This window comes from Pandoraea captiosa, from assembly GCF_902459775.1.
GTDB lineage: Bacteria > Pseudomonadota > Gammaproteobacteria > Burkholderiales > Burkholderiaceae > Pandoraea > Pandoraea captiosa.
The window spans coordinates 208,967-231,895 of record NZ_CABPSQ010000001.1; the positions used below are offsets into that span (position 1 = coordinate 208,967).

General features: G+C 64.7%; 24 protein-coding genes. 15 read left to right on the forward strand and 9 right to left on the reverse strand.

Annotated features, from left to right (window positions below; all coding sequences use genetic code 11):
* Positions 1-14: 14 nt before the first annotated feature.
* The gene (locus PCA31118_RS00995) at positions 15-668 is read left to right on the forward strand and encodes a tetratricopeptide repeat protein (RefSeq protein WP_150622177.1); all 654 of its coding nucleotides are present in this window, start codon (positions 15-17) and stop codon (positions 666-668) included.
* Entirely contained in the window at positions 665-1,768 is a 1,104-nt protein-coding gene (gene mnmH / locus PCA31118_RS01000; RefSeq protein ID WP_150622179.1) for a tRNA 2-selenouridine(34) synthase MnmH, read from the forward strand. The genes PCA31118_RS00995 and mnmH overlap by 4 nt, the downstream gene beginning before the upstream one ends.
* On the opposite strand, the gene PCA31118_RS01005 is transcribed toward mnmH, so the two are convergent.
* The 7 genes from PCA31118_RS01005 to PCA31118_RS01035 form a co-directional block, all read right to left on the reverse strand.
* The gene (locus PCA31118_RS01005; protein ID WP_150622181.1) at positions 1,704-2,537 is read right to left on the reverse strand and encodes an AraC family transcriptional regulator; all 834 of its coding nucleotides are present in this window, start codon (positions 2,535-2,537) and stop codon (positions 1,704-1,706) included. The two genes, mnmH and PCA31118_RS01005, sit on opposite strands and share 65 nt — an antisense overlap.
* Before the next feature lie 157 nt (positions 2,538-2,694).
* Positions 2,695-5,079: an acetamidase/formamidase family protein gene (locus PCA31118_RS01010; RefSeq protein WP_246189998.1), complete on the reverse strand. Its 2,385-nt coding sequence runs from the start codon at positions 5,077-5,079 to the stop codon at positions 2,695-2,697.
* 93 nt (positions 5,080-5,172) lie between these two features.
* The gene (locus PCA31118_RS01015) at positions 5,173-5,364 is read right to left on the reverse strand and encodes a DUF1427 family protein (RefSeq protein WP_044456262.1); all 192 of its coding nucleotides are present in this window, start codon (positions 5,362-5,364) and stop codon (positions 5,173-5,175) included.
* A gap of 10 nt (positions 5,365-5,374) precedes the next feature.
* On the reverse strand, positions 5,375-5,632 hold the full coding sequence (locus tag PCA31118_RS01020; protein ID WP_150622185.1) for a XapX domain-containing protein: 258 nt from the start codon (positions 5,630-5,632) through the stop codon (positions 5,375-5,377).
* 11 nt (positions 5,633-5,643) lie between these two features.
* Positions 5,644-6,672 (reverse strand): acetamidase/formamidase family protein, encoded by a 1,029-nt coding sequence (locus tag PCA31118_RS01025; protein WP_150622187.1) that lies wholly within the window; start codon positions 6,670-6,672, stop codon positions 5,644-5,646.
* Positions 6,673-7,058: 386 nt separating this feature from the next.
* Positions 7,059-7,451, reverse strand: a complete 393-nt coding sequence (locus tag PCA31118_RS01030; protein WP_174990286.1) for a winged helix-turn-helix domain-containing protein — start codon at positions 7,449-7,451, stop codon at positions 7,059-7,061.
* A 277-nt stretch (positions 7,452-7,728) separates the two neighbouring features.
* A complete protein-coding gene (locus tag PCA31118_RS01035) occupies positions 7,729-8,619 on the reverse strand; it encodes a LysR substrate-binding domain-containing protein (protein ID WP_150622191.1) in 891 nt (296 codons plus the stop codon).
* A 171-nt stretch (positions 8,620-8,790) separates the two neighbouring features.
* Between PCA31118_RS01035 and PCA31118_RS01040 the strand changes: the two genes are divergently transcribed.
* The 9 genes from PCA31118_RS01040 (at position 8,791) to PCA31118_RS01080 (ending at position 17,519) form a co-directional block, all read left to right on the forward strand.
* The gene (locus PCA31118_RS01040) at positions 8,791-9,855 is read left to right on the forward strand and encodes an ABC transporter substrate-binding protein (RefSeq protein ID WP_150622193.1); all 1,065 of its coding nucleotides are present in this window, start codon (positions 8,791-8,793) and stop codon (positions 9,853-9,855) included.
* Between the two features lie 79 nt (positions 9,856-9,934).
* Positions 9,935-11,020, forward strand: a complete 1,086-nt coding sequence (locus tag PCA31118_RS01045) for an ABC transporter ATP-binding protein (RefSeq protein ID WP_150622195.1) — start codon at positions 9,935-9,937, stop codon at positions 11,018-11,020.
* Positions 11,017-11,955, forward strand: coding sequence for an ABC transporter permease (locus PCA31118_RS01050; RefSeq protein WP_150622197.1), 939 nt, complete (start codon positions 11,017-11,019; stop codon positions 11,953-11,955). Before PCA31118_RS01045 ends, PCA31118_RS01050 begins: the two co-directional genes overlap by 4 nt.
* 14 nt (positions 11,956-11,969) lie before the next feature.
* Positions 11,970-12,785, forward strand: coding sequence for an ABC transporter permease (locus tag PCA31118_RS01055; protein ID WP_150622199.1), 816 nt, complete (start codon positions 11,970-11,972; stop codon positions 12,783-12,785).
* Positions 12,786-12,788: 3 nt separating this feature from the next.
* The gene (locus PCA31118_RS01060) at positions 12,789-13,889 is read left to right on the forward strand and encodes an NAD(P)/FAD-dependent oxidoreductase (RefSeq protein ID WP_150622201.1); all 1,101 of its coding nucleotides are present in this window, start codon (positions 12,789-12,791) and stop codon (positions 13,887-13,889) included.
* Positions 13,867-14,175 (forward strand): (2Fe-2S)-binding protein, encoded by a 309-nt coding sequence (locus PCA31118_RS01065; RefSeq protein WP_150622203.1) that lies wholly within the window; start codon positions 13,867-13,869, stop codon positions 14,173-14,175. The genes PCA31118_RS01060 and PCA31118_RS01065 overlap by 23 nt, the downstream gene beginning before the upstream one ends.
* Positions 14,172-15,614 carry an FAD/NAD(P)-dependent oxidoreductase gene (locus tag PCA31118_RS01070; RefSeq protein WP_150622205.1) on the forward strand — a complete coding sequence of 481 codons (1,443 nt, stop codon included), beginning with the start codon at positions 14,172-14,174 and terminating at the stop codon, positions 15,612-15,614. The genes PCA31118_RS01065 and PCA31118_RS01070 overlap by 4 nt, the downstream gene beginning before the upstream one ends.
* A 56-nt stretch (positions 15,615-15,670) precedes the next feature.
* Positions 15,671-16,027: a RidA family protein gene (locus tag PCA31118_RS01075; RefSeq protein WP_150622207.1), complete on the forward strand. Its 357-nt coding sequence runs from the start codon at positions 15,671-15,673 to the stop codon at positions 16,025-16,027.
* 391 nt (positions 16,028-16,418) lie between these two features.
* A complete protein-coding gene (locus PCA31118_RS01080) occupies positions 16,419-17,519 on the forward strand; it encodes a diguanylate cyclase (RefSeq protein WP_150622210.1) in 1,101 nt (366 codons plus the stop codon).
* A 35-nt stretch (positions 17,520-17,554) separates the two neighbouring features.
* Here PCA31118_RS01080 and panA read toward each other — a convergent pair whose 3' ends face one another.
* On the reverse strand, positions 17,555-18,127 hold the full coding sequence (gene panA / locus PCA31118_RS01085; protein WP_150622212.1) for a pandorabactin biosynthesis sigma factor PanA: 573 nt from the start codon (positions 18,125-18,127) through the stop codon (positions 17,555-17,557).
* Positions 18,128-18,514: 387 nt separating this feature from the next.
* Between panA and PCA31118_RS01090 the strand changes: the two genes are divergently transcribed.
* The 4 genes from PCA31118_RS01090 to fhuF all read left to right on the forward strand — a co-directional run bounded on the left by PCA31118_RS01090 (position 18,515) and on the right by fhuF (position 21,203).
* Positions 18,515-19,240: a 4'-phosphopantetheinyl transferase family protein gene (locus PCA31118_RS01090; protein WP_174990287.1), complete on the forward strand. Its 726-nt coding sequence runs from the start codon at positions 18,515-18,517 to the stop codon at positions 19,238-19,240.
* 85 nt (positions 19,241-19,325) lie between these two features.
* Positions 19,326-19,553, forward strand: a complete 228-nt coding sequence (locus tag PCA31118_RS01095; RefSeq protein ID WP_150622215.1) for an MbtH family protein — start codon at positions 19,326-19,328, stop codon at positions 19,551-19,553.
* Positions 19,543-20,304, forward strand: coding sequence for a thioesterase II family protein (locus PCA31118_RS01100; protein WP_150622217.1), 762 nt, complete (start codon positions 19,543-19,545; stop codon positions 20,302-20,304). The genes PCA31118_RS01095 and PCA31118_RS01100 overlap by 11 nt, the downstream gene beginning before the upstream one ends.
* Positions 20,301-21,203 carry a siderophore-iron reductase FhuF gene (gene fhuF / locus PCA31118_RS01105; RefSeq protein WP_150622219.1) on the forward strand — a complete coding sequence of 301 codons (903 nt, stop codon included), beginning with the start codon at positions 20,301-20,303 and terminating at the stop codon, positions 21,201-21,203. The genes PCA31118_RS01100 and fhuF overlap by 4 nt, the downstream gene beginning before the upstream one ends.
* Before the next feature lie 137 nt (positions 21,204-21,340).
* On the opposite strand, the gene PCA31118_RS01110 is transcribed toward fhuF, so the two are convergent.
* The gene (locus PCA31118_RS01110; protein WP_150622222.1) at positions 21,341-22,744 is read right to left on the reverse strand and encodes a lysine N(6)-hydroxylase/L-ornithine N(5)-oxygenase family protein; all 1,404 of its coding nucleotides are present in this window, start codon (positions 22,742-22,744) and stop codon (positions 21,341-21,343) included.
* Positions 22,745-22,929: the final 185 nt, after the last annotated feature.

The window sequence follows — 22,929 nt, forward strand, 5'->3', positions numbered from 1 at the left end:
GTTTTCCTTTTCCGATGATTCGATCTTCAACGTGGTGGGTGAGGGCGTTTGCGTGGGGCGGCGTGATGCTCGCTGCCGGGTGCACGACAACCCCACCGAGGCCACTCGGCCCCGATTACGCGGCACAAGGCGGTGCCGCCGAAGTGCGCGGCGACTGGGACACCGCACGGCGGGCCTTCGGGCAGGCGGCGCTCGTGGCGGACCAGTCGGGCTGGCCGGCGGCGCAACGGGCCGCCATCCACTTCGACTACGGGCGTGCGCTCGGCGTGACCTGCTATTACGCCGAAGCCGAGCGCGAGCTCAGTCAGGCCTACGATCTCGACATCCTGACGGCGCGCTATCGCTATCCCGCGCTGGTGGAACTGGCACGTCTCGCGCTGGTACAGCGGCAATACGACGCGTCGGCCAGATACTTCGGACGTGCGCTCGGCACGCTCGATCGTCTGGAAGCCGCCCGTAAAGCGCCGTACGCCTACGCCGAACTGCTCGACGACTACGCGCTGGCGCTAGGGGGTGCGGGCGACGCCGAAGCCGCAACGCGAATCATCGATCGTGCCGCCAAGGTGCGCGCCGGTCTCGTTGGCGATGCACATGGCAAGCCCACGCCGCCCACATCCCGCACGCCTTATGGCGCCCACTGCGGACAACTGGCAGCGGGGGCGCAATGAATCATCTGAGGGTACCGCTCGCCAGCGTGGGCGAGTTCGATGAAATCATCGACGTCCGTACGCCGCTCGAATTTGCCGACGACCACATCCCCGGCGCGATCAACGCGCCCGTGCTCAGCAACGAGGAGCGCGTGACGATCGGCACGATGTACAAGCAGGTGTCGCCCTTCGACGCCTCGCGTGAAGGCGCCGCCATGGTTGCGCGCAACATTGCCCGGCATCTCGAGACGGTCTTTGCCGATCGACCGCGCAACTGGCGCCCGCTCGTGTACTGCTGGCGCGGCGGCATGCGCTCGGCATCGATGACGCTGATGATGAACATGATCGGCTGGCGCGCCCGTCAGCTCGACGGCGGCTACAAGACGTACCGCACCGACGTGGTGGCTGCGCTCGGAACGTTGCCGCCCAGGTTCGACTTCGTGGTGCTGGCCGGTCATACGGGCAGCGGCAAGACACGGTTGCTGCACGCACTGGCGCAGGAGGGCGCGCAAACGCTCGACCTCGAAGGGCTCGCGGTGCATCGCGGCTCACTGCTGGGCGACATGCCTGATGCACCGCAACCCTCGCAAAAGTCGTTCGATACGGCGCTCATCGGCGCATTGCGCGGGCTCGATCCGACTCGCCCGGTGTTCGTGGAGGCCGAGAGCCGACGCATCGGGCTCGTGACGCTGCCCGAGTCGCTGATGACGTCGATACGCGGCGCGGCGCGCTGCGTTGAAGTGCGCGTGCCTGTCGACGAGCGTGTCGAGTTGCTGATGCAGGAGTACGGCCATCTGTTGGCACAGCCGGACCACTTCAGAACGCAACTGCTGCGCCTCGTGCCGCTGCATGGCAAGGCGGTCGTCGATCAATGGCTGAGCTTGCTCGACGGCGGCGAGCAGCGCGCGCTCTCGCAGGCGCTGATCACGCGTCACTACGATCCGGCGTACACGCGCAGCTCGCGCAGGATGTTGCAGGGATTGTCGACGGCGCTGCCGTTCGCGTTTCACCCGGTGGCGCAAGACCTGCGCACACAGGCGCAGGCCCTGCTTGCGCTCACTTCAGCGGCAGACAGATCTTCGTCTGAAGTTGCGCCGGCGGGGTCGAACGCGGATCGTTGAGGTACTGCTCGAACATCGGGAAGTCGGCCGGTTCGAGCCCGCTGCCGGGCAGCCATTCGGAAAACAGCCATTGGTACGGCTGGCTCATCTCGTTGTACGGGCCGGTGTAGGTCAGCACCGCGCAGCGCCCGGCCGGGATCTCGAAGCGTTCCAGATCGCCGCCGATGGGGGCGTCGTGGGCAACCGATACCCCGGCGAGCGAGCGCAACTGCGCGACGGGCACCTGTTCCGGATCGTCGAAGTAAATGCCGAAGCCGATGGAATCCGGCCGGGCCAGCCCGTGCGCGGCGGCAAGCATGAAGACGCGCGCGAAGGCGGTGCCGATGTGCTGATAGTCGCCGCTGTGCTTGAGCACGGCAAGGGTGGTGGCGGGAAAAGATTCAACCGAGATCGGGTACATGTTGGGCTCCTGAGGGTCGATGGGCTCGGAGCGGGAATCCCGGTAGCGTCCCGGCGGCATGCCGAAGAAGGCACCGAAGGCCCGGTTGAACGTCGCGTCCGACGCATAGCCGGCCCGCGACGCCACAACACGCATCGAATCCTCCGATTCCGCCAGCGCGATGGCCGCACGATGCATGCGAAGGCGCTGCACCGTGCCGTTCACCGTCTCACCGAGCAGCGCGCGGTAGACGCGGTGAAAGTGGTACGGCGACAGGCACGCCAGCTCTGCGAGGTGGTAGAGGTCCGGCGTACTTTCCGGATGACTGGCCAGCCAGCGCAGCACAGGCTCCATACGTTGGGCGTAGCGAAGACGGGTCTCGGGTTTCATTTGCGCTCCTTGGACGCCAATGTATCGACCGGCGCTTTGCCGATTTTGCGAATAATGTACCCGAGTCGTCGCCTTGTCCTTGCCTTGTCCTTGCCTTGCTCTGCGCGTCTGGCCTCACGCCTCGCGCGTCTTGCCTCTTACGTCGTCAGGCGGCCGGTCAATCGTTGAACATCCCCTTGCGGATGATCGCGTGAACGCCCCAGTTGCCGTTGACGACCTGCGTCACTCCAAAGTCGACCGAGACCGACAGGATCGCCGTGGCTTCGTCTTCGGTCAGGCGTTTGACCTGCATGAGAAAGCGGCGGGCCTTCAGGAAGGCGTCGCGCAACGCGCTGTCGAGCGTGGATTTCATGTAGATCTGACTTTGCGCCTTCTGCCCCAGCTCGGCGAGATGATTCGGCGAGCTGAAGCCGTGGACGATCCACTCGGTTGCCGTCTCGACCAGCGGATACGTCAGATCGGCGTACGGCGCAGTCGCCTCGATGGTCGCCTTCTTGTGAAGGATCAACTGAATCTCGCCGGTGAGCGAGCATTCGATGGCCGTGCCGCCGAGTTCGGCGTCGCCTTGCGCGGCATGCGGATCGCCGATGGACAGCAGGGCGCCGGGCACCGCAACCTTGAGGAAGACGCTCGCCCCGCGTGTCACGCGCCAGTTGTCGAGATTTCCGGCATAGCTCGACGGGGGAATGGAGTCGATCAGGCCGTCCTGCGCCGGGGCCACGGCCAGCACCCCAAAGTGGGGCCGCAGCGGAATCTCGACGTGCTTGAGCGTACGGTAGTTCTTGGTGATACGCGAGTGATCGACGGGCACGCCGGGGTAATCGATGGTCGGATGCACCACGCCGAACGGGTCTTCCTGCGGCGTCCACCGGAAACTGTAGATGGCGCGTGCGACATCGCTGCCGTCGTCTTCGTTGGGCTTGCCATCGTGGCAGTCGATTTCGAACACCGTCACCACTTCGCGCTCGCGCGGCAGCGTCAGCATGTCCTGATAGTGGAAGCCCCACCACGTCGACGCGTGGCTGCCGAATGCCTTGCCCGCAAAGTCCGGGTTGGCGCTCGGTCGCGGATGCAGGTCCAGAATCCGAACCTCCAGTACGTCACCCGGCATGGCGTCTTCGACGGCGATGGGCCCGGTGCAGATGTGCACGCCGAAGCCCTCGCCGGCGCCGCGCCCATAGACCGAGGCGTCCATGGGCCCCGCGCCGCGTCGATCGACGTTCTTTTGCGTCGACGTCCAGTGAAACACGCTCTCGGCGCCCGGATCGCCCTTGACCATGCGCTCCCAATCGTCGGTGGCATGTTGCGTCAGCGTCTCGATGGTCACCGTGTCACCGGATGCCACGCTCAGTACCGGGGGGATGTCGTGGCTAAGATAGCCCCAATGGACGGAATCGCAGGTCGCGCGAAGGTAATGATGCTTGCCCGGCGTGTGGGGCAGCGCGTGGCGCAACGCGGCGTCGCCGAGCACGGCGTCGTGTGTTCCCGGGGCCGCGTGCGCAGCGTTCGCCACGCGAGACGCGAGACCGGAAAGTCTGGCGGGCACGTCGGGGTGTCCGCGCGAGATACGCGAGCGCTCCGGCAGGGCGCGCGTGCGCAACGCCTGGTCGCGGCTCGCTTTGGGCGATACGCCGAAGCGCTCGCGAAATGCCTGGCTGAAGTACGACGGATCGTTGAAGCCCCAGCGGTAGCAAATGTCGGAAACCGACAACTGGTCGTATGCGGGGTTCTGCAAATCGGCGTGACAACGTTGCAACCGGCTGTTGCGCAGGTAAGACGAGAAGCTCTGCCCGGCGTCCTCGAAGAGCTTTCGCAGGTAGCGCTCGGACACGTGTTCGTCGTTTGCGATGACCGATAGCGACAGATTCGGTTCGGCCAGACGCGCCTGAATCCGATGACAGATGCGCGAAAATACGATCGTGCGTGACGTCGAAAGATGGGAGGCCGCCTGCGGTTTGACGGCGGTGAGCGCCGACGCAAGGCACTCCAGAATGACGCTTTCGACGGGTTCCAGGGCGTGCGGATCGGCTTCGGTCATCGTCTCCAGTTGCACGGCCAGTGCGCCGAGCAACCCGCCGAACAACCGCGCCACACGCTCCGGCAGCTTGCAGGCATGCGAAGGCGGTGCCGCGCCCAGGCGAGGCGCGATCGTCGCGTGACGCACATGCACCGAGATCAGCCGAAATGGTGTTCGGGCGATGAGATCGGCGCTTTGGCTGCCGGGGATGCAGGCGATATCGCCTGCACCGAGCGTCTCGCCGCCCAACGTGCCCGTGCCCGCCAGCTCTGCCTGACCGTCGAGCAGCATGACGAGTAAAAAGCCACGCTCGCCGCCCGCGCGGGCCGACACGGTCTGCGGCGTAGACGAAATCACCGACAACTCGATACCGCCCGGCGTGCGATGCGTGAGCAGCGTGCCGTGCAGCGGTTGCGTGTCCGAGGGGGAACGAAAATGCAGGCGTGCGTCGAGAAGTCGGGCTTGCCATGCAGGCCCGCGCTGGTCCTGAGCGTAGGATTCGGTGGAAAAGTGCGCGCGATCCAAAACCCGGCCTCCTTCGAAAATGACCATGAGGGCCACGCGCGCGGCAGTCGAAGGGGACTGCCGCGCGTGTGCCGACATCGAAACGTCAATGCGCTAGCCGAAGTGTAACTGGCCGCGCATCGCCGCCACGAACGCGAAGCCGACGAACGTGCCGACGATGGCGAAGATGCCGCCAAGGACGTTGGGCGCAGGGATCGGCGCCCGCACGCTGGTGTAGAGCACACCGGTGACGAGTCCGACCGCCGCCGCCTGCAACTCGGTCGCGCCGAGAGTGATTTCTACCATGATGGGCTCCTCAGGACTGACTGGCCGAGCGGGTGGGGCGTGATGAACCGGCGCCCAGCGAGCTGTCCGCAGGCGGGCGGCCGAACGTGACCGACCGACGCCACGCGTTCACGATCAGATAGCCGAGAAACGTGAAGATGATGGCGAAGATGCCGCCGAGCACGTTCGGTGCGGGAATCGGCAGATTGAGCCACGAGTACAGCGTGCCCGTCACCAAACCGACGATCAGGGCGACAAGTTCGTTGCGCCCGACATAGACGTATTGCATGAGCGAGTCTCCTATGACTTCGTCGCCTTGGGCGGGAACATGCCGCGCGGCATGGTGCAGTGCACCCCTTGGGTGCCGTCCACGACCTGCGTGACCCCGAAGTCGGCCGCCACGCTCATGAGCGAATAGGCGTCGTCGCGCGACAGGCCTTGCTGGTCCGTGAGCAGCCGGATCATGTCGCGCGCGGCATTCTTGCCCGCTTCGTCCAGATCCTCGTGGAAGCCGTGGACGATCCAGCAGTCGGGTGTTTCCAGCAGGGGCGACGGGAACTCGAAATCCTTGCGCAGTACGACCTGGAACAGCACATTGAGCGAGGCTTCGATGGCCGTGCCGCTGATCTCGCCATCCCCTTGCGAGATGTGTGGATCGCCAATGGAGAAGAGGCCGCCGTCGACCTGCACCTTGTAGTACATGGTGGCGCCCGCACCGATACGCCAGTTGTCGATGTTGCCGCCGTGCAGGCCCGGTTCGACCGTGCTCACGCGACCTTGTTTGTCGGGGGCGACACCTGCCGTGCCGAGGTGCGGGCGCACGGGCACGCGCACGCCGGCGAGCGCAGGCTGCTTGCAGCATTCGCGATGGTCGACGATCTTGCCCGGCGTGGTGAGCTTGCCCGGATAGTCGTAGGCGTACAGGGCGTGAGCGGTGTTCGAACTGTCGTCGAGTTCGTAGATGGTGACGCGTTCTTTCTGGAAGTCGTCGTAGAGCTGCCCCCAATGCGCCGCAACGTTGGCGCCGAAGCGAAAGCGCGGAATCATCTGGAGGTAGCGCACTTCGAGCATGTCGCCCGGCTTGGCGCCTTCGACATAGATCGGCCCGGTCATGATGTGAACGCCGGGGGTGCGGTCCTCGTGAGGAATCGCATCGAAGACGGCGCGCACACCGGCATCCATCATCAGATCGGGCGCGTCGCCCGCGTGGTGCGTGAGCGCTTCGGCACGAATGAAATCGCCACTCTTGACGGTCAACGCCGGGGTCTGCGTCGCGTTGAAATAGCCCCAATGCACCGTGTCGGGACGTGCGGGAAGGTCGTGAAGCATGCCATGTCTCCTGAGAATTTTTGTCGGTCGGCCCGCAAACACTGTTCACGGTGAAGTCATGGTAGTGCCCGACAAAAATGCACAATTAGGAGCGTTTGACACCTTCTCTATTGCTGGGAGGAACTAACGTTTACCCCTTCCCATGTGCCCATGCACCAGCGCTTGCCGCGCATAGGGGCCATGCCTGTCAAGGTCGGCGCCGGGATGCCGTTTCGTTCGTCCGGTCCCGCCCGTTCTCGTGGGTTCACTGGTCGATATGCGACGCCGCTTCCGTGTCGTACACCGCGTAGAGTTATGCGTCTACGCGGCCTTGGCGCCGGGAACCCGCGACTGCGGGGGATTGGCTGACGGCGGGCCGGGCGAGAGCATATCAACTGCCCTTGACGTCAGGCAAGGCCCTTGCGCGCGGTGCCGGGCGCGGGGCGTGCGCCGAGGCAATAGCCACCGCCGTACACCGCGCGAAGCACGAATCCGTGTTCGCCACGCAGGCCCAGACGATTGCGCAACAAATAGATGTGCTGCTCGATGCTGCGTGCGGCCGACGCCTCGTCGCTGCGCCAGATCAGGGTGGCGATGCGCGCACGACTAACGCGCGTGTCCGGCGCGCTGAACATCAGCCACGCGAGGGCGAACTCGCGGGCCGTCAATTCGACTTCGATGCCATTCATGGCTACTGTCTCGCGGCGGCGGTCGAGCTGATACACGCCGACTTCCATCCGGTCGTTGCTACGCGGCGCGTCTTCGAGCGCGCCGTTTGACGTCAAAACTGCAAAATTCACTTCATGCTCCCGTTGCCGAACCCGAATCCGGTCGTTCATGTCCTGGCGTGCCCGAGAAAGACGATGTCGGGAATCGCGTTGTCATCCATAAAACGCTTCAGGGCGCAAAAGGAAACTTGAACAATTTGCATCAGGCTGTTGAGCATCGGGATATGACCGGGCAGCAGCCCGGAAGACGAACACCTCGTACCCCATACCGACAAATGCACACCTGCTGAGCCGTGCTCAACGTCGAGTGACGCCGATTTGCGATGGCGCCGGGTTGCCACCGCCCGAATCAGTCTTCGAGCAGTTCGTCCATGCGCTGCTTCGTGTACTCGACGAACGCCTGCGCGAGCCGCGAGGGCGGATGCTGCGTCGAGGTGACCAGCGAGAAGCCCGACATGACGACGGGCTCGAAGGGTTTGACGACCACACGCCCCGCGGCATAGCGCGCCGTGACCTGATCGATGATCGCCACGCCCGCGCCGTGCTGCACCAGCACGCAGATCGCCGCCGAGAGTTGCGACTCCGCGCTCATCACGCGGTCGATCTGACGTTCGGCGAAGAGCCGGTCGATGTACATCCGGTTATCGAATTCCTTCGGATACGAGATGAACGATTCGTCGCGCAGGTCTTCGGGACGAATCACGTCGCGATCCGCCAGCCGGTGTCCGATGGGCAGGATGCAGCGCATCGGTGCACGGTGCAGGGTCTCCACATTCACGCCCGCATGGGTGAGCGGGTGCGCGATGAACCCCACGTCGCAGCGTCTGCCCACGACCATGTCGACCACGATGCTCGACGCATGAATCAGCAGCGTCGTGCTGACCCCCGGATGCTCTCGCATGAAGCCGGTGAGCGTGGTCGGCAAGAACTCCAGCGCCAGCGCCGGCGCGCCGGCAATGTGGAGCGAGCCGCGCCGCAGCGATTTGATCTGCTCGGCGGTCTGCGCAATGCGATCGATGCCGGCGAACGAGCGTTCCACTTCCTCGAACAACACCATCGCCTCTGGCGTGGGGTTGAGGCGACCGTTGCTTCGATCGAATAAGGAAAACCCTACGTCGGCCTCCAGATCGTTGATCAGCCGGGTGACGGCCGGTTGAGAAATATGAAGCATGTCGGCCGCGCGAGTGACCGTCTGGCGCAGGATCAGCGCACGAAATGCCTCCAACTGCCGGATCTTCATCGAAGCCTCACTATCCAGCCCATAACATTTGCGTATGGCTGAGCAAAAAAATGTGATTTGACCGTAGGTGTGTCGAAAATGACCCTACGAAAACTACGCAATAGTTTGATTTTTTCTCGTAATGCCGGGCCATAACATCACATAACACTGCATCACGCAAGGAGCTTCCCGATGAAGACTGTCGTTCCTCCCACGCTTCGCAAACTGGGCCGAGCCGCCGCAATTTCCATGGTGCTCGGGCTGACCTTTGGCGCGAGCGCTTCGCACGCCGACACCACGCTTTACGTGGGCGCGTACGGCGGCTCGTTCGAGCAGATGCTCAAGAAGGACGTGATTCCCGGCTTCGAGCGAGCCAACCCGGGCACCAAGGTCGTGATCGTGCCGGGCGACTCGACGACGACACTCGCGAAGCTCCAGGCGCAAAAAGGCAAAGCGGGCATGGACGTGGTCTTTCTCGACGATGGTCCGATGTATCAGGCCATTCAAATGGGTTTCTGCGGCAAGCTTGCCGACGCACCGGTCTATCAGGATCTCTACGACATCGCGAAATTCAAGAACGGCAATGCGGTGGCAGCCGGCCTGATCGCGACCGGTATCGCCTACAACACCCGCCTGTTCCAGGCCAAAGGCTGGCCGGCGCCCACCTCGTGGAAGGAACTGTCCGACCCGAAGTACAAGGGCAAGCTGGTGATGCCGAGCATCAAGAACACTTACGGCCTGCACGCATTGCTCGTCGAATCGAAGCTTAACGGCGGGTCCGACGCCAACATCGACCCGGGTTTCAAGGAGATGGAGAAGATCGCACCGAACGTGCTGTCGTTCGACCCGTCGCCCGGCAAGATCGCCGAGCTGTTCCAGGCTGACGAAGTGGCGCTCGCCGTGTGGGGCAATGGTCGCGTGCAGGCGCTGCGCCAGCAGGGCATTCCGGTCGAATTCGTCTATCCGAAGGAAGGCGCGGTCGCGCTCGGCATGGGCATGTGCGCCGTCGACAAGTCCGCCAACGACGCGCTCGCGCAAAAGTTCATCCAGATGATTCTCTCGCCGCAGACGCAGGCCGTGCTCGCTGAGAGCCAGGGCGTTGCGCCTTCCAACAAGAAGACGCAACTGTCGCTGGCCGTGGCCGCGCGCGTGCCGTCGCCCGCGCAGATCGACAAGCTCGTGCGCGTCGACTGGGATGTGGTCAACGCAAAGCGCGCCGAGTGGACCCAACGCTGGAATCGTCAGATCGAGCGCTAAGTCGATGCCGGCGTCGTGACGGACGCCGGCATCGCCACCGTTCAGCCCGAAGTTGAGCAGCCAGGAGACCACAGGCGTCATGAGCACCAGCACCCCATATCTACGCGTCGAACAACTCGGCAAACGCTTTGGAGACACCGTCGCCGTCGAGGGCGTCGATCTCTCGATTGCACAGGGCGAATTCATCTCGCTGCTCGGCCCGTCCGGTTGCGGCAAGACCACCACGTTGCAGATGATCGCCGGTTTCGTCGCCCCGACGTCCGGCCGGATTCTGCTCGAAGGCCGCGATCTGACGCCGGTGCCGCCGGAAAAGCGCGGGCTCGGCATCGTCTTTCAGAGCTACGCGTTGTTCCCGCACATGACCGTGGCGCAGAACGTCGCGTTTGGTCTGGATATGCGCCGCGTCGATCCCGGCGAAAAGCAACGCCGTGTAAAAGACGCGCTGGAACTGGTGCATCTCGGTCAGCATGCGCAACGCTACCCGCGCGAGCTCTCGGGCGGACAACGTCAACGCGTGGCGCTCGCGCGCGCCATGGTCATAGCACCGCCCGTGCTGCTGCTCGACGAACCGCTCTCCAACCTCGACGCGAAGCTGCGCGAACAGATGCAGGACGAACTGCGCGCCATTCAGCGCAAGGTCGGCACGACGACGATCATGGTCACGCACGACCAGGCCGAGGCGCTCGCGATCAGCGACCGTGTGGTCCTGCTCAATGCCGGACGGGTAGTGCGCATCGACACCCCGCACGAAGTGTACGAAGACCCGCGCGCCACGTTCGCCGCGAACTTCATCGGGCAGACCAATCTCATCACCGGCCAGCTCGACGTTCGCGGTGGCGTGGCGCTGCTCGAAGTGCAGGGGCTGCGGCTCGTCGTGTCGCCCGCACAAGCGGGACTTGCGTCGACGCAAGCGGCCAATGCCGCCGTCACGTTCTGCCTGCGTCCCGAGCGCATTCGCCTCACCTCGGCCACGACCGGGCGCGTGGCGGGCCGGGTAGCGCAACGCAGCTTTCACGGCAACCACTGGGTGCTGACGGTCAGCACGGCATTGGGCGACTTGCGCGTGCTGGTGTCGAACGACGGCGTGGTCGCCGCCAACGATGGCGACGCGGTCGGGCTCGATTGGGCCGACGACGCGCTGCGTCTGGTTCAGGAGAGCGCATGAACGCCGCAACGTCGACGCCACCGGGCGTGTCCTCTGTGCCACCGGCCCGGCAAACGTCCGCGCTGTCGCCGGAAGTCGTCGGCCAGCGGCGCGCGGCCTGGATGCTGGTCCTGCCGGCGACCCTGTATTTCCTCGTGTTGCTTGCCGTGCCGCTTGTGCTCACTTTCGTGCTGAGCCTGCACGGCTTCGACCCCAACTCGGGCGGCATCTTGCCGACGGTGTCGTTGCACCATTATCTGGACATCGTCACCGACAGTTACTTCTACGAGATCTTCCTGCGCACGCTGCTGTTGTCGGTCGGTGTGACGTTGCTCTGCGTGCTTGTCGGCGTGCCGGAGGCGATCTTCCTGTTTCGCATGCGCGATCCGTGGCGTTCGCTGTGTCTGGTGCTCGTGCTCGGTCCGCTGCTCATCTCGGTAGTCGTGCGCACGCTGGGCTGGTCGATCCTGCTCGGCCGTGAAGGCCTCGTCAATACCGTGCTCACCCGGCTCGGCCTGATCGACCATCCGTTGCAGATGTTGTTCACGATGGGCGCTGTCACGGTGGCGCTGGTGCACGTGCTCGTGCCGCTGATGGTGCTCTCGGTGTGGACTTCGCTCACGCGGCTCGACCCGGCCGTGGCGCACGCGGCGCGCTCGCTCGGTGCAGGGCGCACCACGGTGATGTGGCGTGTCGTGTTGCCGCAAATCACGCCGGGCGTTCTGTCGGGCAGCCTGATCGTGTTTGCACTCACGGCGAGCGCTTTCGCCACACCGGCGCTGATCGGCGGGCGGCGCCTCAAGGTCGTGGCGACGACGGCGTACGACGAATTCCTCGGCACGCTTAACTGGCCGCTGGGCGCAGCCATCGCGATTGTCCTGCTCGTCGTCAACGTGCTTATCATCAGCGGGTATAACCGTGCCCTCGAGAAGCGCTTTACGCGCCGTCTCGGTTGACGGGAGACGATCACATGACTTCGCAGGATTCCCGGTACGATCGCAACGGCTTCGGCGCACTCGCGTTTCACGCGGTGTTCCTCGTCTTCATTCTCGCGCCGCTGGTGGTCGTGTGTCTGGTGGCGTTCACACCCGACAACTTCCTCTCGATTCCGACGCAGCACTTCTCGCTGCGCTGGTTCCGCTCGCTCATGGGCGACGAGGACTTCCAGTCGGCCTTGCGCACGAGCCTGTGGCTCGGCGTGATGTCGGCCACCGTCTCGACGGCGCTGGCCGTGCCCACGGCGATGGGGCTGGCGCGCTACCGGTTTCCGGGGCGCGACGCGATCAACGCGTTCCTGCTCTCGCCGCTGATGATTCCGCCGGTAGTCCTGGGCATTGCGTTTTTGCGGCTGTTCACGTTGCTCGACATGGGCGGCTCGTTCGAAAGTCTCGTGGCGTGCCACGCGCTGCTGATTTTCCCGTATGCGCTGCGGCTGATCATGGCGGCGCTCGTTGGGCAGGCGGACGAAGGCGAGCGTGCGGCGCGCTCACTGGGCGCCGGGCGCTGGACGACGTTTCGCCGCATCACGTTGCCGGCCATCCTGCCGGGGGTGGCGGGGGGCTGGGTGCTCGCCTTCATCAACAGTTTCGACGAGCTGACCGCGACGATCTTCGTCACCTCGCCCGAGACGATCACGCTGCCGGTGCGCATCTACATGAACATGAGCGAGACGGTCGATCCGAGCGTGGCGGCGATTTCGACGCTGCTCATCGGGCTGACGCTGGCCGTGATGCTGGTGCTCGATCGCATTTACGGATTGAACAAGGTTCTGGTTGGAAATCACTAAAACATGCAAAAGACATACGATATCGCCGTGATCGGCGGTGGCCTCGTCGGCATGGCGATCGCCTATGGGCTTGCCAAGCGCGGACAACGCGTCGTCGTTTGCGATGGCGAAGACAACTCGCTGCGTGCCGCTCGCGGCAACTTCGGGTTGGTCTGGGTGCAGGGCAAGGGAGGTACCTGCACTGACTATGCGCGCTGGTCGCTGCACTCCGCGAACACGTGGCAGCACATGGCCGACGAACTGCTCGCCCGCACCGGCGTGAACGTCGGCTTTCAACGGCCGGGCGGCTTCAACATTGCGCAGACGGCCGATGAACTCGCCGTCAAGGTCGAGAGCATGCGCAAGCTCAAGGAGGCCGAGCCCGCGCTGGTCTACGAAGTGCTCGACCATGCAGCACTCGCGCAGCGCCTGCCGGCCATCGGTCCCGAAGTGTACGGCGGCATCTATTCGCCCAACGACGGTCACGTCAGCCCCCTGTACACGTTGCGCGCATTGTTCGCGGCGTTCGAGCAGGCGGGCGGCGAGTATGCGCCGAACCTTCGCGTGACCGACATTCGCCATCTGGGCAATGCCTTTCGTGTGAGCATGGGCGACATGTCGTTCGAGGCCGGACGCGTGGTGCTGGCCGCCGGTCTGGGCAATCGCGATCTCGCGCCGATGGTGGGGCTCGATGCGCCGGTCAAGCCGTTGCGTGGCCAGATCGTGGTGACGGAGCGCGTCAGGCCGTTCCTCGATTACCCAACGATATATGTACGTCAGACCGTCGAAGGGTCGGTGATGCTCGGCGATTCGGCCGAAGATGTGGGCTTCAACGACGGCGTCACGCCCGACGTGCTGGCGGACATTGCGCGCCGCGGCATCGCGCCGTTCCCGATTCTGAAGAACGTGCGCGTGGTGCGTGCCTGGGGCGCGTTGCGCGTCATGACGGCTGACGGCCTGCCGATCTACGAGGAGTCGCAAGCCTGTCCCGGCGCATTCCTCGCGACCTGTCACAGCGGCGTGACGCTTGCCGCCGCGCATTGTGAAACCATCGCGCCGTGGATTCTCGGCGCAGAACGCCCCGCGCTTCTGGATCATTTCTATGCCAAACGTTTCGCTGCTTAAGTCGCTGGCGCGCAAGGATGGCGCGACAGTGCGGATGTTTATCGAGGGAGCGCCGGTCGATGTGCCGGCGGATATGAATGTGGCCGCAGCACTGCTGTTCGCGGGCGTGACGGCATGCCGCACGACGCCCGTGACCGGCAGCGATCGCGCGCCGTTCTGCATGATGGGCGTGTGCTTCGATTGCCTGGTGGAGATCGATGGCGCACCGAACCGGCAGGGGTGCATGACGCCCGTGCGCGAGGGAATGCAGGTGCGCCGCATGGACGGCGCAAGGAGCGTGGCATGAGTACGAAGCGCGTGGATTTGTTGATCGTCGGTGCCGGTCCCGCAGGGCTCGCGGCGGCGCTCGAAGCGAAGCGACACGGGCTGACGCCGCTCGTCGTCGATGAAAACATGCTGCCCGGCGGGCAGATTTATCGCAGCGTCAGCCGCTCGCCGCTTGCCGATCCGGGCGTGCTCGGGCCGGACTACCTGCGCGGGCGCGCGTTGGTGGATGCCTTCACTGAGGCCAACATCGACTATTGGCCACAAACGCTGGCGTGGCAGATCGGCGCGGACAGGCGGGTTTCCGTGACCCGGCAGGCTGGGGAAAGGGCAGGCGGCGGCACCTTGCAACTCGAAGCCGGCGCGATTGTGCTCGCAGGCGGGGCGCAGGAGCGTCCGTTCCCGATTCCGGGCTGGACGCTGCCCGGTGTCATGGGCGTCGGGGCGGCGCAGACGCTGCTCAAAGCCTCTGCACTGGTGCCGGATACGCCGGCCGTGCTTGCCGGTTGCGGACCGTTGCTGTACCTGTTCGCCTGGCAGCTCATCAATGCGGGGGTGCCGGTGCGTGCCATTCTCGACACGGCAGAACCGGGCGCCCGTCGCGAGGCGTTGCGCCATGCGGGTGGGGCGCTGCGCGCACCGTCCTATCTGCTCAAAGGCTTCAGGCTCCTGCGTGCGATTCGCGCGGCGGGCGTGCAACACGTCAAGCATGTCTCGTCGTTGCGGGTGCTCGGCAAAACGCAGGCGCAAGCCATCGAGTATGTGGCGCAGGGCAAGACACGGCGTATCGACACGGCGCTGGTGCTGTTGCATCAGGGGGTGATTCCGAACACGCAGGTCACGCGCTCGATCGGATGCGATCACGTGTGGGACGAAGCGCAGTTGTGCTGGCGTCCGAAGACCGACAGCTGGGGTGAAACCAGTGTGCCGGGCATTTTCGTGGCCGGCGACGGCGCCGGTATCGGCGGCGCGCTTGCGGCCGAGCCGTCCGGGCGCCTCGCCGCCGTGCAGGCCGCCGCGACGCTTGGCAAGATCGATGCCGCGCGGCGCGACTCGCGTGCGCTGTCGCTGCGTCGCGAACTGGCGTCGCACACCTCGATTCGTCCCTTTCTCGATGCGCTTTACCGTCCGGCCGACGGTTTTCGCGCCCCGGCCGACGACAGCACCATCGTGTGCCGTTGTGAGGAAGTCACGGCAGGCGACGTGCGCCGCATGGCCGACCTCGGCTGTATCGGACCGAATCAGACGAAAAGCTTTTCGCGTTGCGGCATGGGACCGTGTCAGGGCCGCTTTTGCGGCATGACGGTCGCGGAACTGCTCGCGCAGGCGCAGGGATGCTCGGTGCCGGAAGTGGGCTACTACCGCATTCGTCCGCCGATCAAACCGGTCACGCTGGGCGAACTCGCGTCGGCCATCGAGGCGCCCGAATTTCTGAGTGAACGCGCAGGTTTCCCCAAGTAGGTGAGACGGTCAGTGACTCCCATCTACTCTTTTTTATTCCCTTTGGAGACGTGGTAATGAGCGATATTCAACGTCATCACACGAATGCTCGGATGAGCCGTGTTGTGGTGCATAACGGAACGGTCTATATCGGCGGCCAGACGGCCGACGACCGCAGCCAGGACATCACCGGGCAGACGCAGCAAGTGCTGGCGAAGATCGACGGGTATCTCAAGGATGCCGGTATCGACAAGTCGCGTTTGCTCTCGGCACAGGTGTGGCTCAAGGACATCGAATCGGATTTCGCCGGCATGAATGCCGTGTGGGATACCTGGACGAGCCCGGGCAACACCCCCACGCGCGCGACCGTGGAGTCGCGTCTGGCCGCGCCGGACCTGCTCGTCGAAATCGCCGTCATCGCCGCGGCAAAGTAACCGGCGAGCGTTCTGTCGTCTGGTGATGGCAGGAAAGGCCCTGAGCCCGCGAATGATCGCGGGCTTTTTTACGTCCGTCGATTTCCAATCCCTGCGCGCAGCAGGACGGCGTGCGCAGCGCGCATACCCTGAATAGCCTGGACTGCACCGAATGCGAAAGATGCACTAAATGCACTGGTGAATTTAATGCGGGCATTCAATACCCGTGCAGGCGCCGGAAAGCTCTCGTCAACAGGCATAATCCGTGAGCTGACCGGGTGGACGCAGTGCGGCGTCATGCCGGTCAAGCCGCCTCGATTTTCCAGCGAATCCTTGCAGCGAATGCGCCAAAGCGTGCGCAAACGGACGCGCTCGCAAATTCGACAATGCATACGCCGCATTTTCGGCCGACATGACGGATCCTTCGACAGACCACAACGCGCGTACGCAAGCCCAGAAGGGGCGTGACTTCTCGCGCCGCGTGCTGGGGCTGCGCAGCCTCGGATGTGCGCTGAGCGCCATCGCGGTATTCACGGCGATTCAACATGCCGGCGCCTCTCATTTCAGCTACGGGGTCTGGGCGCTCAACGCATTTCTCTGGCCGGCGTTCGCTCACGCCATCGCCATGGCGTCGGCCGATCCCGTGGCGGCGGAGCGGCGCAATCTGGTGTGCGACTCCGCGTTCGGCGGCGGCTGGGTGGTGGCGATGCACTTCAGCGGCGTGCCATGCGCTGTGCTGGTCTCGGTGCTGCTGATGCACAACGCGTCCGCCGGCGGGTATCGGCTGCTGCGCGACGGCGTGCTGGCGTTGATCGTCGGTGGGTTGCTGGTCGGCGCGGTGCTGGGCTTTACCTTCGAGACGACAATCGAATTCCGCGAGCTCGTCGCCAGTCTGCCGTTACTGCTGATCTATCCGACGCTCGTCGGCCTGACGAGCTTCCGTCTGGCAAAGCGCCTGTCGAAAAGCGAGCGGACATTGCGCCGGATCAGCGATCAGGACGATCTGACCTCGCTGCTCAACCGTCGCTCGTGGATGCGCTCGCTCACCCGCTGTTTTGCCGACAAGCGGCCGGGCCGCTCCGGCCCGGCGAGCATTGCGCTCATCGACATCGACGGCTTCAAGGAAATCAACGACTTGCACGGTCACCTTCAGGGCGACTCGCTCATCCGGATTCTGTCGGACGTGCTCTCGACCGAACTGGGCGCTCATGACGTGGTGGGGCGGTACGGGGGCGATGAGTTCTGCGTATTGTTCGACGGACAATCCGCCGAAAAGGCGCGTCGCAAGCTGGAGAGAGTCTGCGGCGTGTTTTCGCACGCGACCGAGGGACTGGATTCGTCACGCAGTGTGACCTTGAGCGTCGGGATCGCAAGCTATTCGGTCGACTTGATTTCGCCTACCGCGTGGCTCGCCGTGGCCGATCATGCGTTGTACACGGCGAAACGCTCGGGCAAGGACCGGATCGTGATCGCCGACACCGAGCCCGGCTTCGAGGGCGTGGCGTTGCGCTAGCGGCGCGCCGCACGTGTCATGGAAGCGGTGCGGATTCAGGCCGTGTCTTCGCAGGTGCCGCTGATCCACGGCGTGAGCGCCTGACGGGCGTCCTGCATCATGAAGTTCACGAGCGTGGTCGACACGCCCAGCGACTGGGCGATTTCGCGTTGCGTGCAATCCTGGAAGTAGTACATTTCAAAGACTGTACGGGTGCGCTCGGGCAATGTCTTGAGCCGGTCGAGCATGCCGCCGATCATCTGGCGTGCGGTCGCCTGGGCTTCGGGCGACGCCCCACGATCGGGCATGTCGATAGCTTCGTCCTCGACCGTGAACACGCGGTTCTCGATCTGCTGACGGCGATAGCCATCCAGCGCGAGGTTGCGCACCACCTGCATCACATAGCTGGCCGGATGCCGGACCGGGCATGTGCTGCGTGCGTCACATAATTTGATGTAAGCGTCCTGTACCACGTCCTCGGCGCGACACGGACACCCGAGAATGCGCATCGCCAGGCCGACCAGCGCGCGTCGATGGGTCACGAAAACCTGCCCGACGACGCCGTCCTGCGTGTCGTCGCCCGCAGGTGTCCAGCCGGGACACCCGGCGTAACTTAACTGCTCGCTCATGCTTTTTGCCTCCGGATCGGCATCTATCGCACGGCTGTGCGGCGAAGCATGGCGTCGTCACTTTGGCGCCACACCGGCGTGCCCGCAAGGGCGCCGCCGCGGCCGATGACAAAGTGACGGACGAACGCCGCCGGGAACGACGCACATGGCGCATTCCGACACAACAGTGCAGGGAGAAAAGACAGGACTGCAGAACTTCTGGTGCTTCGACCGCGTGGGCGCTCCGCCCCGGGGCCAGGCCGGTGCGCCTATCAAATTGCGCAGGTCGCGCAGCAAATTTGTCGTAAACAATAGTGAAAATGAGAATGGTTTGCAATTAATATTTTGATATGCGATACGTCTTCCGATTGATGCACCTTTCATTTCGTTATGCCAACGAGCCTTGCTTTGCAATTCGTCAGCGTCGCTGACGGCTTCCGGAATCCGGCGCGCGTGCTCGCCCGCCTGTCGCCGGACGAGCATTTCCGTATGGCCCGCTTTCATAGAGAGGCGGACCGCGCGCGCTTTGCGGTCATGCGGGCATCGCTTCGCGAGGCGCTCGGCAAGGTGCTGGCGGTGCCGCCGGGCGATGTGGCCTTCGAAACCGACGCCAACGGGCGGCCGCACCTGGCGGGGGGCGGTCCGCCCGACTTCAACGTCAGCCATGCGGGGCAATGGGGGCTGCTCGCACACTCGCCGGACGTGCGCGTGGGCGTCGACATCGAGCGACTCGATGCCGTGGGGGACCCGCGCAGCCTGTGGGGCGTGTGTTTGCACCCGGAAGAACAGCGCGCGCTGCTGATGCTGAGCTTGCGGCTCGCCGGACAGGGCGGCGGCGCACCCGCCATCTTCCACTGGGTCTGGGCGCTCAAGGAGGCGGCGCTCAAAGCGTTGGGCAGCGGCGTGCAGGACCATCTGACGGCACTGAGTCTGGATGTCGACGCCGTGTCGCTCGCTGCGAGGGCCGTCAACGGCAAGTTCCACGACATGTTCAGCGCGGCGCCTGTGGGACAGCCCATCGCGTGGCGATCGGACGAGCCGGGACTGGCGCGTGCGTTGCGCGCGATGGAGTTGCGTCTGCTGCCCGCGCCGCCGGGGTATGCCGCTGCATTGGCTTGGTTGCCGGGAGGGTAAATTGCGTCGCGGCTGGACCGTCTGTCAGCCAGAGGAGGGCGCAGATCGCGCTGTCCGGAAGTCAGAACGCTTACAGGAGTGATCGATGAGTTTCGACGACGAGAACGGCGTGTTCCGAGTGGTCATCAACGACGAAGCGCAACATGCCATCTGGCCGGACTATCGGCCGGTGCCTGCCGGCTGGCGCGAAGTTGGCGTGAGCGGCAACAAGGCGACCTGCCTCGCGCATATCGAAACGGTGTGGACCGACATGCGTCCGCGCAGCTTGCGCGAGCATCTGGACACGCAGGGTGACGGGCGCAATGGCGTTTGAGGCCTGCCGCCTGCTGTGTCTGCCTTGCGCGGGAGGTAGTGCGACGGTGTACGCCCGTTGGGCACAGGTCGCGCCGTCCTGGCTGACGGTGCGACCGGTCGAATTGCCGGGGCGCGGCACGCGCCATCACGAACCGCTGCAACGCGACCCGCACTTGCTGGCGGACCAGTTGGCCGAGGAGTGTTTGCGCCAGCATATCGCGCAGGGTGGGGTGGGCGTGCGCTTCGCGTTGTTCGGCCATAGCCTGGGTGGCCTGCTGGCCTTCGAGATCGCCCATCGCCTGCATGCGCGCGGCCACGCGCCGGCTGCGTTGTTCGTGGCGGCGAGCCGTCCGCCCGCCACGCGCGACGACAGCCGATATGCGGCGCTGGTCGACGATGCCGACGTGCTTGCCGAAATGCGTGCGCTGGGCGGCACGCCTCAAGCGCTGCTTGCCGAGCCTGAACTGATGGCGATGGTGTTGCCCGTCATCAAGGCGGATTTTCAGCTTTGCGGTCATTACCGGCGTGCCTCGCCGCAAACCCGTGGGCCACTGAGTGTGCCCATCCATGCGCTGGCCGGTCGCCGCGACAGCTTCCCCCCGGAAGTGCTCGACGACTGGCGATGTGAGACAAGCCGCACGTACACCCGTACCGATTTCGACGGCGACCATTTCTTCGTTCGCGACGATCCCGCACATCTGCTGGCGGTGATCGCCGGTACGCTCGCGCCGGCCACCCGTGCGTCGCGTGCGCCTGCGGCGGTCCAATGATTGAGCGCGAAGCCCCTTCGAATTCGCCCGACGCCGCGCATTTCGACCTGGCGGCCAGTCTGCCGATGGCCGTGCGTGGCGAGCTCGGGCCGCTGTGTGCCTCACTGGTATTTGGCGAGCCGATGAGCGGAGCGCTTCGCGACGGGGACACGACAATCGGTCTGACCGACATCGATGCGTATGTGCCCGCGTTGTTCGACGGCGTACGCCGCATCGTCCCCGGCGTTGAGCCGCGCGCGCTCATGTCGCAGTGGAGCAAGTTCTACTTTCGTGCAATTGCCCCGGCCGCGCTGGCGATCGCCATCGTGCACGGGCGGACGTTGACGCTGGATCCGGCGGCCTGTGGCATCGTGCTGCGAGATGGTTTGCCGGTAAGGGTGCGCTTTGCGCCGGACAGTTGGGTGCCGCCGTCGCCCGGCGACGATGCGTCCGACGTGCCCCCGGCATCCGAGCGTTTCGCGTCGCTGATTCACGTTCATCTCCCGGCAGCGATTCTGGCCATGCACCGTGCTTCGGGCGTTTCGCAGCGGGTGCTCTGGAGCAATGCAGGCAACCTGCTGGAGTTCATCGTCGCGCAGATGCGCAAGGTGCCGTCGCTGGCCTCGCGCGCGTCAAGCGATTACACGTGGCTCTTCGATGGCGATGCCGGATTCGGTCAACCGGCGGACAATCCCCTGTATCGCACGGTGCGCTACGTGAACCCGCCTTCTGCCGCCATTGCCACCATTGCCGCGCCCATGCGCGCGCGGCGTGTGTGCTGCCTGCGTTATCAGCTGGCGGGCAAGGGCACCCGATGCGACGAGGCATTGCTGTGCGGGGCCTGTCCCTTGCTCCTGACGATGACGCCGCAGCAACTTCAGCGCCAACGTGCCATGCAGGCCGGGGGCGCGCCGCAGTGAATCCGGCCGACAGACACCGTTACGACCATTAAGCCTATTAGGACCCGCACGAAAACGGCACCGCAGCTACGCTGCGGGTGCCGAATTTTTTTTATCGCGTTTTATCGCGTTTTACCGCGTGCATGCCTGTGTCCCGATCATCCCGCCAGCGCGGCGACGCGAGCGCCGGATGTTGCCTGTGCGCACGTGTCGTGCTGCGAGGGCCCACGCGCAAGGAGCGAGGCGGCGATTTCGGATGAGCGCGTGGCCAGAATCGAGAGCAGGGTGTCGGACAGCCCATGCGTCGGCTCGCAATAGCCTTGCAGATAGATGCCGGGCTGGAAGTTGTCCTGCGTGCGCAACCGATAGTCGCGCTCGCCTTCGAAACCATCGAGCCAGGGGGCGACGCCCGCGAGCAAAGCCTCATGCGTGCGACGCTCGTAGCCGGTCGCCAGCACGACGACGTCGTAATGCTGCGTCACGGCGCGTCCCGAAAGGCGCTCGTGCATATGCAGCGTGACTTGATCGCCATGCGCGCGCGCCTCCTGAATGTCGTGGCACGAGAGCAGCGCGTGATGCCCGTGACCGCCCACGCGTTGCTGGTACAGCACATCGTAGATGCGGGCAATCAGATCGTCGTCCACCACGGCATAGTTGGTGTTGCGAAACTCGTCCAGAATCCGCTCGCGCTGTTCCACCGGCTGCGCGTAGATGAAGTCGGTGAATTGGGGATCGAAGATCTCGTTGACGAAAGGGCTGCTGTCGGCGGGTTTGAGCGCCCGGCCGCGCATGACGAGATCCACCTGCGCTTGCGGCCACTGCTCTGCCAGATCGAGGAATATTTCGGCGGCGCTTTGCCCGCCGCCCACGACTGCGACCCTGCGCGGCTGCCTGTCGGTGGGGGCGGTGGGGCCGGTGGGGGCGGTGAGCGCGGCGACACGCGCGAGATACTCGGAGGAATGAAACAGTCGGGCGTGCCCGTCGCGATGGAGCGAGGCAAACACGGGCGGCACATGCGGGGTGCCGCCGGCGCCCAAAATCACGTTGCGCGTGCGGCGCGACTGCGCCTCGCCCTGCGCGTTGCGCGAATGCACATGAAGGGCGACGACCTGATCGCGCTCGATCACCGGTTCGATGCCCGTCACGGTCTCGCCGTAGGCGCATTGCCCGTGGAAGTGCGCCGCTGCCCAGCGCAGGTAGTCGTTGTACTCTCGGCGCGTCGGGTAGTGGCTTTGCAGGTTGATGAAGGCCGACAGGCGCGCCTTTTCGTGCAGGTAGTTGATGAACGTAAAGCGGCTGCGGGGGTTGCGCAGCGTCGCCAGATCCTTGAGGTAGGCGATCTGCATGCGACTGTTCGAGAGCAGCATATTGCCGTGCCAGGTGAACTCGGGCTGCTTTTCCAGAAACAGAAAGCGCGTCGGCCCGAGCCGCTGACCGCAGTGTTCTTCGAGCGCAATGGCGAGTGCGAGATTGGACGGGCCGAAGCCGACGCCAATCAGGTCGTGGGTTGGCGCGTCGGCGAGGGCGGGCGTCGTCGTGGACGGTTCTGTACTTGCGTGCATGAGGGCCTCGGCAAGGTCATCCGGCAAAGTCATCCGGATCCGGAATCGGGGGGAATGCGTACAAAGCATCCGTTTCCCAGAAGACGATGAGCTTTTCGCGAAATTTACCCCTTGCCGATGGCGGTAGCGGCCGAGGGGCCGCACCCCGAAAACTTTCCGTGTCCTGAATCGTCTTTGAGCGGTGG

Bases quoted from the DNA above. Each gene is read 5' to 3' on its own strand.
- PCA31118_RS01060 (WP_150622201.1), top strand. From the start codon at position 12,789: ATGCAAAAGACATACGATATCGCCGTGATCGGCGGTGGCCTCGTCGGC.
- PCA31118_RS01015 (WP_044456262.1), bottom strand. From the start codon at position 5,364: ATGGTAGAAATCACTCTCGGCGCGACCGAGTTGCAGGCGGCGGCGGTC.
- PCA31118_RS01110 (WP_150622222.1), bottom strand. From the start codon at position 22,744: ATGCACGCAAGTACAGAACCGTCCACGACGACGCCCGCCCTCGCCGAC.
- PCA31118_RS01045 (WP_150622195.1), top strand. From the start codon at position 9,935: ATGAGCACCAGCACCCCATATCTACGCGTCGAACAACTCGGCAAACGC.
- panA (WP_150622212.1), bottom strand. From the start codon at position 18,127: ATGAGCGAGCAGTTAAGTTACGCCGGGTGTCCCGGCTGGACACCTGCG.
- PCA31118_RS01065 (WP_150622203.1), top strand. From the start codon at position 13,867: ATGCCAAACGTTTCGCTGCTTAAGTCGCTGGCGCGCAAGGATGGCGCG.
- mnmH (WP_150622179.1), top strand. From the start codon at position 665: ATGAATCATCTGAGGGTACCGCTCGCCAGCGTGGGCGAGTTCGATGAA.
- PCA31118_RS01020 (WP_150622185.1), bottom strand. From the start codon at position 5,632: ATGCAATACGTCTATGTCGGGCGCAACGAACTTGTCGCCCTGATCGTC.
- PCA31118_RS01025 (WP_150622187.1), bottom strand. From the start codon at position 6,672: ATGCTTCACGACCTTCCCGCACGTCCCGACACGGTGCATTGGGGCTAT.
- PCA31118_RS01050 (WP_150622197.1), top strand. From the start codon at position 11,017: ATGAACGCCGCAACGTCGACGCCACCGGGCGTGTCCTCTGTGCCACCG.
- PCA31118_RS01095 (WP_150622215.1), top strand. From the start codon at position 19,326: ATGAGTTTCGACGACGAGAACGGCGTGTTCCGAGTGGTCATCAACGAC.
- PCA31118_RS01055 (WP_150622199.1), top strand. From the start codon at position 11,970: ATGACTTCGCAGGATTCCCGGTACGATCGCAACGGCTTCGGCGCACTC.
- PCA31118_RS01070 (WP_150622205.1), top strand. From the start codon at position 14,172: ATGAGTACGAAGCGCGTGGATTTGTTGATCGTCGGTGCCGGTCCCGCA.
- PCA31118_RS01080 (WP_150622210.1), top strand. From the start codon at position 16,419: ATGACGGATCCTTCGACAGACCACAACGCGCGTACGCAAGCCCAGAAG.
- PCA31118_RS01035 (WP_150622191.1), bottom strand. From the start codon at position 8,619: ATGAAGATCCGGCAGTTGGAGGCATTTCGTGCGCTGATCCTGCGCCAG.
- PCA31118_RS01075 (WP_150622207.1), top strand. From the start codon at position 15,671: ATGAGCGATATTCAACGTCATCACACGAATGCTCGGATGAGCCGTGTT.
- PCA31118_RS00995 (WP_150622177.1), top strand. From the start codon at position 15: ATGATTCGATCTTCAACGTGGTGGGTGAGGGCGTTTGCGTGGGGCGGC.
- PCA31118_RS01100 (WP_150622217.1), top strand. From the start codon at position 19,543: ATGGCGTTTGAGGCCTGCCGCCTGCTGTGTCTGCCTTGCGCGGGAGGT.
- PCA31118_RS01005 (WP_150622181.1), bottom strand. From the start codon at position 2,537: ATGAAACCCGAGACCCGTCTTCGCTACGCCCAACGTATGGAGCCTGTG.
- PCA31118_RS01040 (WP_150622193.1), top strand. From the start codon at position 8,791: ATGAAGACTGTCGTTCCTCCCACGCTTCGCAAACTGGGCCGAGCCGCC.
- fhuF (WP_150622219.1), top strand. From the start codon at position 20,301: ATGATTGAGCGCGAAGCCCCTTCGAATTCGCCCGACGCCGCGCATTTC.